The organism is Idiomarina sp. T82-3 (assembly GCF_001577655.1).
Taxonomy (GTDB): Bacteria; Pseudomonadota; Gammaproteobacteria; order Enterobacterales; family Alteromonadaceae; genus Idiomarina; species Idiomarina baltica.
The window spans coordinates 13,602-26,017 of sequence record NZ_LSBQ01000012.1; the positions used below are offsets into that span (position 1 = coordinate 13,602).

Consider the following 12,416-nt stretch of genomic DNA (forward strand, 5'->3'; position numbering starts at 1 on the left):
CGGTCATGAGAACCGCGTTTTACGTCTCTGATGGGACCGCTCTCACTGCAGAGGCGTTTGGTCATGCTTTGCTTTCGATGTTTCCCACCGAGTTTCGACATAAAACACTGCCATTTATCGATACCCAGGCTAAAGCGGAAATGGCGTGCAAACAGATTCAGCGTGCCGCTGAGGACGACGGCGAACCGCCGCTCATTTTTCACACCTTTGTCAATGTAAAACTCAAGCAACGTATTACCCAGTGCGGTGGAATTAGTTATGATTTTCTCGATAACTTTGTCGGCCAAGTCGAGCACGAGCTGGGGATTAAAGCAAAACCAAAAACTCACCGTACTCATGGCGTGCATAAAGACTACAACTTTCGCGTTGAAGCGATTAATTACGCACTCGATAATGACGATGGCAAAAAGCTGAACCAGTTGGATCAGGCTGATTTGATTCTTGTTGGCGTGTCACGTACGGGTAAAACACCAACCAGTCTTTATTTAGCTATGCAATACGGCATCAAAGTAGCGAACTACCCGATAACTGAAGATGACGATTTTGAGCGACTCAGTCTGCCCTATGAATTAAAAATGCAGCGTCACAAGTTATTCGGACTCACGCTCGATTCACAGCGTTTGCATGAAATTCGCAGTCAGCGACGTGAGGGTAGCCAGTACGCGTCGATGCAGCAATGTCGATTCGAATTGTCGGAAGTCGAAAAGTTATATCGCAAAGAGGCCATTCCCTTTATTAACTCGACACGTTTTTCAGTCGAAGAGATCGCTGCCAAAATCCTCGCACAAACGAATCTTCAACGCCGCCGTTACTAGTTCGTTATTGGTCAGTTCCAACAAAAACGGCGACCTTTTGGTCGCCGTTCAATACTGCTAACGCTGAGTTTAACTTGCGTTGGTGCTTTCGAAAATCTTATCCGCAGATGCCGCAACGAAGCCCGAATACAATTTACCCGGCTCAATTTCGTAGCGTTTAGCGAACTCATAAAAGCATGAAGGAATTTCTACTGTCTTATCGCTGAACTCGACTGGATGGTGATTAGCCATGGTCGAAGACTGTTCAAGATAGACTTCCGGAGAGCCTTTGATTTCGCCACCCGAAGTGTTCAGTTTAAAACCATTATCTTTAAGCGTTTGGTTGACCTCTTCTAGATCGGTGTAACCCGGTAATTGGTTAACACTTACGGTGAAGTGGTTAGCACAGAAACCGAATGCAGCCATCCACGCCGCGTATTCGCTTTCTTCTAATAACGCTTGATAATCTTCATGACTGACTTGCCAATGCGTTCCCGAGTACAAGAAGTCGTCCTTTTTGACATCTTCTGGATTAATGTGGCTCACCATTTCTTTGACCTTAGCCTGCAAGCTATCACTAAACTCCTCAGTCATCAGCTCGCTGATGAAGACCTTAGGCAACGTTGGATCGTCGTGCTCAAAGTGCTTCGCACGGAGTTTCTTGGCTTCAAAGTGATAGTCTCCACCCTCTTTGTAGCCTAGATCTAAAAAGTGTTGCGCGAGCGCTTCAAGACGTACCGGGGCAATATCAAACGTTCGGAAAGCAACGTGATCGTTTACAATCGGATGCCCTTTCCCGAGTACCTCGTGCACCTTAGGTGCCGATGGTGTACGAGAAATGTAATCTTGCCAAAGACGTTCAAACAGCTGCTCGACATGTTGAGACATGAAATTTAATCCTTTTAACGTAAAAGTTACTCAAAAATAGTGGCAAATTAACCGTGCCCATTTCGTGCGGCCCCGAGTGACTCAGCCACTAAAAAGGCAAGCTCTAGCACTTGGTCGGCGTTCAGCCGGGGGTCGCATTGGGTGCGGTAGCGGCTGGATAAATCAGCTTCGCTAATTTGGTACGCACCACCTGTACATTCTGTCACATCCTCGCCGGTCATCTCCAGATGGATACCACCTGCATAGCTCCCCTCTGCTTGATGTACCGCAAAGAAGTGACGTAATTCTTTATGTATGGCGTCAAAGTTACGTGTTTTCAACCCACCATCTGCTTTTGTCGTATTGCCATGCATTGGATCACTCGACCACACCACATTCCGACCTTCTTGCTGTACACGTCGAACCAGACGCGGAAGGTTGTCGGCTAAATTGTCGGCACCCATACGTGAAATGAGCGTTAGACGGCCTGCCTCATTATCCGGATTGACCGCATCGACTAACCGAATTAGCTCGTCAGGATCCATGGTCGGTCCCACTTTGACGCCAATTGGGTTATGGATTCCGCGCATGAATTCAACATGCGCGTGGTCAAGTTGACGAGTGCGCTCGCCAATCCAGATCATGTGCGCCGAGCAGTCGTAGGGTAGACCGGTCAATGTGTCGGTACGTGTCAAAGCTTGCTCATACGGCAATAATAAGGCTTCATGTGAGGTGAATAGCTGAGTTTCATGTAAGGTTGCATTATTTTCAGCATTAATTCCCAACACTTCCATAAATTTAAGCGCGGACTGAATTTGCTCGGCAATCTCTTGATAGCGTTCTTTCAGTGGGTTCGCGGCCAAAAAGCCCAAGTTCCACTTATGAACTTTATGCAAATTAGCGAGGCCGCCTTGAGCGAATGCGCGCAAAAGATTTAGCGTTGCTGCAGAGTGATGGTAAGCCTTCAACATGCGTTCTGGATCAGGCGTGCGAGCCGCGTCAGTAAATGCCATATCATTAATGATATCACCGCGATAGCTCGGTAAGCTCACACCATCGATCGTCTCAAGATCACTTGAGCGTGGTTTTGCATACTGCCCGGCCATTCGTGCGACTTTAGTCACTGGACACGAACCTGCAAAGGTCATCACGATGGCCATCTGCAAAATCACTTTGAATGTATCGCGGATCTTTGGTGCATTAAAGTCTGCAAACGATTCAGCGCAGTCACCGCCTTGCAGTAAAAAGCCCTCGCCATGACAGACATCCGTCAACTGACTACGTAACGCACGTATCTCTTCTGCGAACACTAATGGCGGAAATTGACTCAGTTGTGACTCAACGTGTTGTAAGTGTTCTTTGTTTGGGTATTGCGGCTGTTGCTTGATGGGTTTATCACGCCAACTACGTGCACTCCACTGGCTCATAACATCCTATCCAGTTGTGGTTATCGAAACCACCAATCTAGCGAGGTCAGGCGTGAAAAGCAATGCCCAACCCCGCGTGAATGCTAAGTTTTTATTTAAATTCTGCGTAATGCATCAATTCGCTCGCTCAAGGGCGGGTGTGACATAAACAAACGACTCAAGCCACTGCGTTTACCGTTGATACCAAAAGCCAACATTGAACCCTTTAATTCAGGTTCCTGCCCCCGCTGTAAACGCTCGAGTGCGGCTATCATTTTTTGCTTACCAACCAGTTGAGCCGACCCCGCATCAGCACGAAACTCACGTTTGCGTGAAAACCACATCACGATGATGCTCGCCAAAATACCAAATACGATCTCTAGCACCATAACGATCCCGAAGTATGCCAGGGTTCCAAGACCGCCACCTTGCTGATTATTGCCACGGGTCGCGTTATCAATCGCACTCGCAATAATGCGAGCAAAGAACATCACGAACGTATTCACTACGCCCTGAATCAGCGTCAATGTCACCATGTCACCGTTAGCAATGTGGCTCACCTCATGCGCTAATACCGCTTCGATCTCATCTTGATTCATCTGTTCAAGCAACCCGGTACTGACAGCCACCAGAGAAGCAGACTTACTGCGACCGGTGGCGAATGCATTAGGCGCGTGAGACGGGAAGATAGCGACTTGTGGCATCGGTATACCGGCTTTTTGTGTTTGTTGCTTAACCGTTTCAACCAACCAGCGTTCAGCCGGTGTCCGCGGTTGCTCGATAACTTGCGCGCCTGTTGCCCTAACCGCCATCCAGCGCGAAATAAACAGTGATACAAAGGCGCCACCAAAGCCAAACAGACCACACAGTATTAGAAGCCCTAGCGGGTTTTGCACGGTGAGACCCGTGTTAGCGCTTATGATATTAAACACGAAACTAACGACCACCAAAATGGCTATATTGGTCATCAAAAACAGCAAGATGCGTTGCATACACATACCCTCAGTAAGCTAGGACAAATCGGTCTAGATGATATGCTAAATATGGGTGATTGGCTTACATTTCTAGTGACGAATACGTAAAATATTTTAATTATTCACGTTAGAACTAGAGCTAACCCATGACACAACACAAGAATCTATTACTTTTAAGCAGTTCTCGCGTCGGAGATACCGACTATCTTGCCCACAATAGAGAATGGATTAAGAACGCCGTAGGCGATGCAACATTGCTTTTTATTCCCTATGCCGGCGTGGGTATGACGCATAGCCAATATACCGATAAAGTTCGCAACGCGCTTGCGCCTGTCAACGTGGCCGTCACTGGTATAGAGGAATATGCCGATCCGATAGCTGCCGTGCGTGAGGCCCAAGCAATTGCTGTGGGTGGCGGCAACACCTTTCAGTTATTGAATTTAATTTATCAACAACAGCTGATTGAGCCGCTTCGCGATACCGTAAATGCGGGGACTCCCTATGTTGGCTGGAGTGCAGGTTCAAATATTGCGGGTAAAACGATCAAAACCACCAATGATATGCCGATTGTTGAGCCACCGAGTTTCAATGCTTTACGTTTAGTTGAGCTACAAATGAATCCACATTACACCGACTATCATCCACCTGGCTTTAATGGCGAAACGCGCGATGATCGCCTCAACGAATTTATCGCACTCAATAGCGCCGAAACAGTCTTGGGTTTGCCCGAGGGTACAGGGCTCCAAATACGGACCGGAGAGTGTTACTGGCGCGGAGATGCAGAGCCCGTGCTCATTGATAGCGCGGGCAAACAGATTCAACACAACTTAGAACGCATTCGCACATTAATCGGGTAAATTAATTAAGTGCCCGAGTGCCAAGTTTTGCCAGTTCGCATCAAAGCTTATCGAGCCAAGGTGCGAACTCGCCATACGCTGCTTTAAGGTGTCGAGGTTCTGTTCAAATCGTGCCATGGGTTCAACAGTGGGTTGATTAGTTATCCAGCCAGAAATAGGCACTGACGATGAAAATATCGCTTGTTCAGTAAGCATCGCATGATTCAGACAGCCAAGCTTCATGCCCACGGTTAGAATGACCTCAGCATTAATTGCTTTTACAAACTCGGGCATCATTAATCGCTCGGAGAGCGGTAAAAGCCAACCACCGGCTCCTTCAACAACAATGGCATCGGGGTTCAACGCAACAAGTCGCTCAAACTGCTGCAGCATATCCTCAAGTGATAATGAGACACCGGCTTCTTGTGCCGCGATATGAGGCGCGATTGCCGGCTCAAATGCATAGGGATTAGTTAAAGCATAATCACAATCCAACGTCATATGGCGTCGTGCATTAGTGGCATCAGCATTAATCCAACGTGTGCCGTCCCAGTCACAACCGCTCGCGACGGGCTTCATAGCCAGCGTTTTGAGGCCTTTGTCTGCAAGGTGTTGTAACACAGCTTGAGTTACAACAGTTTTACCAGAGTCTGTGTCAGTACCTGTAATAAAATAAACTTTCATATTAACCTTTAATTAATACATCTTGTCTTTAATTAATGTTACTTCTAGCACTTTCCAGGTCAATGGGAGTCCTTTTGATGTGCGTTTTTGCTCATAATTGGCTTTCAATTTTTGCCATCGTGTCGGCGTCATCAGACCGCGATCTTGCTGTGGTGTTTGGCTCGCACCCACACCTTTTATATGGCGCAGTAAACTCTCAAACTGCTCAAAATAATCCGTATAAACGACAACCTCACTGGCAACTTCAAATCCTGCTTGACGGAACTTAGCTTCAACTTCAGCTTGTGTGCGGTAAGCTATCGTGTGCTGTTTATCATCTAGCGCTGAATAGGCGTCCACAAGTTCAGCGAACGTCCCCGTGAGTAAAGTGTTCATCAGCACCTGACCGCCGGACCGAGTGACACGAAAAAGCTCATTCGCCACGGTGTTTATATCAGGGCACCATTGCAATGAAAAATTAGCAAATACGGTGTCAAACTGAGCATTTTCTGCCGGAATACATTCTGCGCTACCCTGCTTATACGCAACCTGGGGAAACAACTTGCTCGCCTGAGCCAGCATGCCCACAGCGGGGTCAACACCGAGGTAATGACGACAGTGCTCAAGTAGTAGCTGTGTTTCTGAACCCGGTCCACACCCCAGATCTAAGCAGTCGCCCAGATTGCTACTTTGTGCTTTTTGGTATAAACGCTGCGCAAAGACGTGCTGTGTTTTATTAAATTGCGTATATGTCGTGGCTGCTTTATCAAAGCGCTTAGCTACTTGAGTGAGCCATTGTTCAGGTTGCATTGTCACCGGTTATGTCCTTTCTGCATTAAGATGATCGAACATCACATCAATCATCTTCATATCAACCGTACTACTGAGGCTAATACGTAGACGCGCTGTGCCTTTTGGCACCGTCGGTGGCCGCACGACGCTGACATCGATACCCGCCTCTTTCAAGCGTTTCCCGGTCGCCATGGCGCGACCTTCTTCCCCCAGAATAATCGTTTGGATAGCGCTGTCCGAAGCCACTGAGTGATACTGGTATTTCTTAATCAGTTCCTTCATCCGAGCGATCCGTTCATTCAGTGCGTCACGCCTTAACTGCCCTTCGCGCCCTCTAACAATCTCAATCGATGCGAGTATCGCTGCCACCTGCATCGGTGGCATCGCAGTCGAATAAATATATTCGCGACAAAATTGGCGAATCTCGTCGATGTCATCTCGACTGCCTACAAGTGCCGCCCCACTGGCACCCAGCGCTTTTCCAAAGGTGATGGTGCCCAGCTTAACCTGTTGGTTGAGCTGTCCTAGATAACCTTCACCGTGCTCTCCGATGACACCAATACCATGTGCGTCATCCAGTAACCACTGAACAGGTGATTGTTCAGTGAAATCCCGGCTTTGAGCAATGCTAAGCCGGTCCCCATCCATGCTGTAGATACTTTCACTGATAAACCAGTCGTGAGTTTGAGCTGTTGATGGCCAAGTTAAGTGAGGCACGCGCTTAAATCGAATACCGCTATTTAACATGCCTTCCACCATGGACGCGTGTATCAAGCGATCAGCGTAAATGCGTCCGCCCTGTGCTTGACAATGGGCATGCAATAAACAGGTAATGGCGCCATGATTTGCCGCGAATCCTGTATTAAACAGGATAGCATCCTCGAACCCCAACCAGTCGCACAGTGTTTCTTCAAGCTGTTGATGCAACTGGGTGTAGCCACTCAACAAGGGGGAGCCTGTACTTCCCACTCCCCAGTTATCAATTGCTTGTTGTGCCGCGGCTTTTACCCGTGGATGTTGCGCTAAACCCAAATAATCATTCGACGACAACTGCGCAGGTCGCGCACTGGCGGTGCGCACCTGCTGCGTTCTATAGAGATTTGAATCGCGACGCTGCTCAAGACGCGTCGTAATAAAGTGGCGGTTGCTGTTGTTCACTAATCGCCTCGTTAATGACGGTTTGATGGACTTCATCGTCATAGCCATCACGGGTTTCTGGCGTAATACCTAAACGGTTAAACAATTGCAGGTCGGCATCGGCTTCGGGATTACTCGTGGTGAGCAACTTCTCACCATAGAAAATCGAGTTTGCGCCGGCTAGAAAGCACATCGCTTGCATTTCATCACTCATGTACTCGCGACCTGCCGACAGACGCACATGCGAAGCAGGCATCAAAATACGTGCAACGGCAATGGTGCGCACAAAATCAATCGGATCTAAATCGTCTAGGTTTTCAAACGGCGTACCTTTCACTTTAACCAACATATTAATTGGAACGCTTTCAGGGTGCTTGGGCAAATTAGCTAACTGGACCAACAATGATGCACGATCCTCAACGGATTCACCCATCCCAACGATACCGCCTGCACAGACTTTCATACCCGCATCACGCACATTACGCAAAGTATTGAGTCGGTCTTGATAAGTACGAGTAGTGATAATGTCGCCATAAAACTCGGGCGAGGTATCCAAATTATGATTGTAATAATCAAGCCCTGCCTGTTGCAGCGCAGCGGCTTGTTCGGGCGATAACATACCAAGCGTCATGCAGGTTTCTAAGCCTAACTCTTTTACACCTTTCACCATCTCAATAACATAAGGCATGTCGCGATCTTTTGGATTTCGCCACGCAGCACCCATACAAAAGCGGCTCGCACCTTTATCTTTTGCGAGTTGTGCCTCTTGCAATACTTTTTCAACGGCCATGAGCCGCTCACGATCAAGCCCCGTGTGGTAATGCGCACTTTGTGGGCAGTATTTACAATCTTCGGGGCACGCACCTGTTTTAATTGATAGTAAAGTGCTGACCTGCACCTGATTAGGATCAAAGTGCTGACGGTGAACAGTCTGGGCTTGAAACACCAAGTCGTTAAAAGGCATTGTCAGTAATTGGCTGACCTCTTCCGGCGTCCAGTCATTTCTCACTTCTGTCTTTATTTGCGCGCTCATATCGCTGTTCTCTTTTATTTATTGGCTTCTCATGCTCGACTAGATTACTGCTAATCGATAAACTGTCAATTTTTTACGAACGCAAAACTTTACAAGAGGTCATAAAGTGAGCAACTCGTTACAGCAAGCTATCCAGTTTGACCAGCAACACATATGGCACCCTTACACCTCTATGACGGATCCCTTACCTTGTTATCATGTCAAATCCGCAAGCGGATGCGAAATTGAGCTGTCATCCGGCGAAATCTTGGTGGACGGTATGTCCTCTTGGTGGGCCGCTATTCACGGGTATAACCACCCTCAACTCAATGCGGCATTGCACGCGCAAGCCGATAAGATGAGTCATGTGATGTTTGGTGGCCTCACCCATCAACCCGCAATCAACATGGTTGAGCGTTTGATCGACCTCACACCTGCACCTCTTGATCGCGTGTTTATTGCGGATTCGGGGTCAGTCAGCGTCGAGGTCGCGATAAAGATGGCACTCCAATACTGGTTCTCTATCGAGCAGCCTAAGAAAAACCAATTATTAACCATTCGTGGTGGCTATCATGGCGATACGTTTGCTGCTATGTCAGTGTGCGATCCCGTTAATGGCATGCATCATATGTTTCGACATGCCTTATGTAATCAACGTTTTGTTGAGCGCCCAGCAGTAGAGTTTGGTGAGGAATGGGATCCGAGCAGTCTGAATGCTATTCAACAGGAATTGGAGCAATATCATGATGCTGTAGCGGCAGTGATTGTCGAACCCGTAGTGCAAGGTGCTGGCGGAATGCGATTCTATCACCCAGAGTATTTAACGCAGTTGAGAGAGCTCTGTAATCATTATGACGTCTTGTTGATCGCAGATGAGATTGCCACGGGGTTCGGTCGCACGGGTCAACTATTTGGCTGCGATCATGCCGGTATCGTACCGGATATTATGTGTGTCGGTAAGGCACTGACCGGAGGCTATATGACGTTAGCCGCAACAGTGACACATGCTAAGGTTGCAGAAGCAATTGGTCAGGGACAAGGCGGTGGCGCATTAATGCACGGACCTACCTTTATGGGTAACCCACTTGCCTGTGCCGTCGCAAACGCCTCCTTAACCATAATTCAAAGCGGTGACTGGAAAACGCAAGTACCGCGTATCGAATGCCAGTTACGTGAGGAGCTTGGCCCATTAAAGCGTCACCCGAGTGTTGCGGATGTCCGAGTATTGGGTGCAATCGGCGTTGTTGAACTGAATAAACCTGTTGATGTGGCGCGCACGCAAGCACTTTTTGTCGAGCTCGGTGTGTGGATACGTCCATTTGGTCGTCTCATGTACATTATGCCGCCCTACTGCATCAGCGCACAGCAACTCAGTAAGCTTACGCATGCGATTGCGGTCTACCTTGAAACAACCACTAACTAGCTAAAACCGTAAAAGAATAATAATAAGCCACTGATACTGGCGAGCCCCAGTATCAGTGTATTCACCCATATATGCGTTCGACGTCTTCGGTGGAGCCATATATTCAGCACACACGCGATACAACTCACTACAAGCCCAAGCGCCATTAGGAAAAGATAAAGCTGAGCTAGGCTCGCAATCCAACCTGAACGAAGGTCTACATCCAACCATTCACTGAGTAATGTACCCGTTTCCGGTTTTGCGTAGTCATAGACTATCAATGCAGCAATAAAAATAAGCCAGCCGAGGATAGAAAGCGTCCCCATGACTCGCCGCCAAGCACCCAATTTCTGCAATCGTTTACTGTCATTGCTACGCATATCGTCAGTTTTAATAGGATCCTACTTGAGTCTGTGCCAAAGACAGGTAACATAGCAACCTTTATTTAGTTAAATTTGCATTTCGGAGATTTCTAACCCATGTCGTATGCTTCTGTCGTGGATGTGTTAGCAGGAAAAGTCGCCGTTGATGAAACAGTTACGGTCCGTGGATGGGTACGGACGCGGCGTGATTCAAAAGCGGGTATTTCATTTATTAACGTACATGATGGCTCATGCTTTGATGCCATCCAGGCTGTTGTGCCTGCTGAATTACCTAATTATGAGTCCGAAGTGCTCAAATTAACGACTGGATGTTCAGTCGCTGTAACCGGTGTGGTGGTTGAGTCACAAGGTAAAGGTCAATCGTTTGAGCTACAAGCGACTGGCGTAAAGGTATATGGCTGGGTTGAAGACCCCGATACCTATCCGATGGCACCTAAGCGCCACAGCATGGAGTATTTGCGCGAATATGCTCATTTACGCCCGCGCACCAACGTGACCGGTGCTGTAATGCGTGTACGCAATACATTGTCGCAAGCCATCCACCGCTTTTTCCACGAGCACGGTTACCTGTGGGTCAGCACACCGATTATTACTACGTCGGACTGTGAAGGCGCCGGTGAAATGTTCCGTGTTTCGACGCTTGATCTGATGAATGTCCCTAAAACCGAGCAAGGTAATGTTGACTTCTCACAAGACTTCTTCGGTAAAGAGGCGTTTTTAACGGTCTCGGGGCAGCTCAACGTTGAATCCTATGCATGCTCATTGAGCAAAGTGTATACTTTTGGTCCGACATTCCGAGCGGAAAACTCAAACACGAGCCGCCACTTGTCAGAATTTTGGATGGTTGAGCCAGAAGTTGCGTTTGCCGACCTTGATGATGTTGCGCACCTTGCCGAAGACATGTTGAAGTATGTCTTCAAAGCGGTACTTGAAGAACGCCCTGACGATATGGCGTTCTTTGAGCAACGCATTAATAAAGACGTGGTCGAGCGCCTCACACGTATGGTCGACAGTGACTTTGTTCACATGGACTACACGGATGCCATCGAGATCTTGAAAAACTGTGGTAAGAAATTTGAGTACCCAGTTGAATGGGGAGTCGACCTACAATCGGAGCATGAGCGCTATTTAGCCGAGGAGCATGTCGGAGCGCCTGTCATCTTGAAGAACTACCCTCGTGATATCAAAGCTTTTTACATGCGCCAGAACGAAGACGGCAAAACCGTTGCAGCGATGGACGTATTAGCACCAGGTATTGGCGAAATCATTGGCGGTAGTGCGCGTGAAGAGCGCCTTGATGTGCTCGACCAGCGTATTGCGGAGATGGACCTGCCGGCTGAAGAGTACGAGTTCTATCGCGACTTACGTCGCTACGGTACGGTGCCTCATGCAGGTTTTGGCTTAGGCTTTGAGCGATTAGTGTCTTACGTTACGGGTATGCAAAATATTCGTGATGTGATCCCCTTCCCGCGTGCGCCTAAATCGGCACAGTTCTAAGCTCGCCCGTTTATCCAATATGAATATAAAAAAGCCAGCAGCTGCTGGCTTTTTTATTATTAACACTCTATTGCGCTACTCACCCACTTGGCTCGCGGTTAAAAAGTAAGGCAAATAGTCCTTCTCAGGTTTTATAGGTGTGGGTACTGCGGGCGTTCCAATGTAAAGAAAACCTACAATTTCATCATCTTCGCTGCATTTAAATTGCTCGCGCACGTAGTCGCTTTGAGCCGGCCAACCCGTACGCCAAATAGCCCCAAGCCCTTGCGCAAAAGCCGCCTGTTGCATCGCCATCAGCGCACAGGCTGTGGTAGCAAACTGTTCGTCACGAGGCACTTTATCGTGCTTTTGGTAACGCAAACAGGCAGTAATGATAAGTGGTGCCCGAAATGGGATTTGGCCAGCTTGTTCAACTCGTTCTTCGGAAAAATCGTTAAGCCTCGCAGCCTGTTGATAAATGTCCGCCAATATTTGTCGATCACTCCCCATAAATTGATAAAATGCATAGGGACTTAGGTTCACGTGATCGGGAACTCTCACAGCAGCTTTTTTAATGATTTCAAGCTGTTCGGGCGTTGGCGCTGGTTCTATTAAGCGCGGCATTGATGAGCGTGTCTGTAGCAGTTCTAGCGCGTCCATATTACCTCTATTTT

13 protein-coding genes are annotated in these 12,416 nt (G+C 48.1%); 4 read left to right on the top strand and 9 right to left on the bottom strand.

The genetic code is table 11. The features are described 5' to 3' along the window. The first annotated feature begins 5 nt into the window (after nucleotides 1–5). Complete coding sequence (gene ppsR, locus AWU56_RS08480) at nucleotides 6–815, top strand: posphoenolpyruvate synthetase regulatory kinase/phosphorylase PpsR (protein WP_006955779.1); 810 nt, start codon at nucleotides 6–8, stop codon at nucleotides 813–815. A 69-nt stretch (nucleotides 816–884) separates the two neighbouring features. Here ppsR and AWU56_RS08485 read toward each other — a convergent pair whose 3' ends face one another. The 3 genes from AWU56_RS08485 to htpX all read right to left on the bottom strand — a co-directional run bounded on the left by AWU56_RS08485 (nucleotide 885) and on the right by htpX (nucleotide 4,059). Further along, the gene (locus AWU56_RS08485; RefSeq protein WP_286682239.1) at nucleotides 885–1,682 is read right to left on the bottom strand and encodes a DUF1338 domain-containing protein; all 798 of its coding nucleotides are present in this window, start codon (nucleotides 1,680–1,682) and stop codon (nucleotides 885–887) included. A 47-nt stretch (nucleotides 1,683–1,729) separates the two neighbouring features. Next, nucleotides 1,730–3,088, bottom strand: a complete 1,359-nt coding sequence (locus AWU56_RS08490) for a class II 3-deoxy-7-phosphoheptulonate synthase (protein ID WP_286682240.1) — start codon at nucleotides 3,086–3,088, stop codon at nucleotides 1,730–1,732. A gap of 95 nt (nucleotides 3,089–3,183) precedes the next feature. Next, nucleotides 3,184–4,059 (bottom strand): protease HtpX, encoded by an 876-nt coding sequence (htpX, locus tag AWU56_RS08495; protein ID WP_286682241.1) that lies wholly within the window; start codon nucleotides 4,057–4,059, stop codon nucleotides 3,184–3,186. A gap of 128 nt (nucleotides 4,060–4,187) precedes the next feature. On the opposite strand from htpX, the gene pepE reads away from it, so the two are divergent. Next, nucleotides 4,188–4,898: a dipeptidase PepE gene (pepE, locus tag AWU56_RS08500; RefSeq protein WP_286682242.1), complete on the top strand. Its 711-nt coding sequence runs from the start codon at nucleotides 4,188–4,190 to the stop codon at nucleotides 4,896–4,898. Here pepE and bioD read toward each other — a convergent pair. From bioD to bioB, 4 genes are read right to left on the bottom strand one after another with little or no spacing between them, the layout of a single operon-like run. Continuing rightward, a complete protein-coding gene (bioD, locus tag AWU56_RS08505; RefSeq protein ID WP_286682243.1) occupies nucleotides 4,887–5,561 on the bottom strand; it encodes a dethiobiotin synthase in 675 nt (224 codons plus the stop codon). The two genes, pepE and bioD, sit on opposite strands and share 12 nt — an antisense overlap. 12 nt (nucleotides 5,562–5,573) lie before the next feature. Further along, nucleotides 5,574–6,350: a methyltransferase domain-containing protein gene (locus AWU56_RS08510; protein ID WP_286682278.1), complete on the bottom strand. Its 777-nt coding sequence runs from the start codon at nucleotides 6,348–6,350 to the stop codon at nucleotides 5,574–5,576. A gap of 9 nt (nucleotides 6,351–6,359) precedes the next feature. Next, nucleotides 6,360–7,490 (bottom strand): aminotransferase class I/II-fold pyridoxal phosphate-dependent enzyme, encoded by a 1,131-nt coding sequence (locus AWU56_RS08515; protein ID WP_286682244.1) that lies wholly within the window; start codon nucleotides 7,488–7,490, stop codon nucleotides 6,360–6,362. Continuing rightward, nucleotides 7,450–8,502 (bottom strand): biotin synthase BioB, encoded by a 1,053-nt coding sequence (gene bioB, locus AWU56_RS08520; RefSeq protein WP_006955787.1) that lies wholly within the window; start codon nucleotides 8,500–8,502, stop codon nucleotides 7,450–7,452. Before bioB ends, AWU56_RS08515 begins: the two co-directional genes overlap by 41 nt. A 106-nt stretch (nucleotides 8,503–8,608) precedes the next feature. Between bioB and bioA the strand changes: the two genes are divergently transcribed. Further along, a complete protein-coding gene (bioA, locus tag AWU56_RS08525; RefSeq protein ID WP_286682245.1) occupies nucleotides 8,609–9,904 on the top strand; it encodes an adenosylmethionine--8-amino-7-oxononanoate transaminase in 1,296 nt (431 codons plus the stop codon). On the opposite strand, the gene AWU56_RS08530 is transcribed toward bioA, so the two are convergent. Next, nucleotides 9,901–10,263, bottom strand: coding sequence for a hypothetical protein (locus AWU56_RS08530; RefSeq protein WP_286682246.1), 363 nt, complete (start codon nucleotides 10,261–10,263; stop codon nucleotides 9,901–9,903). The genes bioA and AWU56_RS08530 overlap by 4 nt on opposite strands. A 99-nt stretch (nucleotides 10,264–10,362) precedes the next feature. Between AWU56_RS08530 and asnS the strand changes: the two genes are divergently transcribed. Continuing rightward, nucleotides 10,363–11,763 (top strand): asparagine--tRNA ligase, encoded by a 1,401-nt coding sequence (gene asnS, locus AWU56_RS08535; RefSeq protein ID WP_071462722.1) that lies wholly within the window; start codon nucleotides 10,363–10,365, stop codon nucleotides 11,761–11,763. A 75-nt stretch (nucleotides 11,764–11,838) separates the two neighbouring features. Here asnS and AWU56_RS08540 read toward each other — a convergent pair whose 3' ends face one another. After that, nucleotides 11,839–12,402: a nitroreductase family protein gene (locus tag AWU56_RS08540; RefSeq protein WP_286682247.1), complete on the bottom strand. Its 564-nt coding sequence runs from the start codon at nucleotides 12,400–12,402 to the stop codon at nucleotides 11,839–11,841. Nucleotides 12,403–12,416 lie beyond the last annotated feature (14 nt).

Excerpts from the sequence above, each read along its gene's own strand:
- bioD (WP_286682243.1), bottom strand. The coding sequence starts at position 5,561 with ATGAAAGTTTATTTTATTACAGGTACTGACACAGACTCTGGTAAAACT.
- AWU56_RS08490 (WP_286682240.1), bottom strand. The coding sequence starts at position 3,088 with ATGAGCCAGTGGAGTGCACGTAGTTGGCGTGATAAACCCATCAAGCAA.
- AWU56_RS08540 (WP_286682247.1), bottom strand. The coding sequence starts at position 12,402 with ATGGACGCGCTAGAACTGCTACAGACACGCTCATCAATGCCGCGCTTA.
- bioB (WP_006955787.1), bottom strand. The coding sequence starts at position 8,502 with ATGAGCGCGCAAATAAAGACAGAAGTGAGAAATGACTGGACGCCGGAA.
- htpX (WP_286682241.1), bottom strand. The coding sequence starts at position 4,059 with ATGCAACGCATCTTGCTGTTTTTGATGACCAATATAGCCATTTTGGTG.
- pepE (WP_286682242.1), top strand. The coding sequence starts at position 4,188 with ATGACACAACACAAGAATCTATTACTTTTAAGCAGTTCTCGCGTCGGA.
- ppsR (WP_006955779.1), top strand. The coding sequence starts at position 6 with ATGAGAACCGCGTTTTACGTCTCTGATGGGACCGCTCTCACTGCAGAG.
- AWU56_RS08530 (WP_286682246.1), bottom strand. The coding sequence starts at position 10,263 with ATGCGTAGCAATGACAGTAAACGATTGCAGAAATTGGGTGCTTGGCGG.
- asnS (WP_071462722.1), top strand. The coding sequence starts at position 10,363 with ATGTCGTATGCTTCTGTCGTGGATGTGTTAGCAGGAAAAGTCGCCGTT.
- AWU56_RS08510 (WP_286682278.1), bottom strand. The coding sequence starts at position 6,350 with ATGCAACCTGAACAATGGCTCACTCAAGTAGCTAAGCGCTTTGATAAA.
- AWU56_RS08485 (WP_286682239.1), bottom strand. The coding sequence starts at position 1,682 with ATGTCTCAACATGTCGAGCAGCTGTTTGAACGTCTTTGGCAAGATTAC.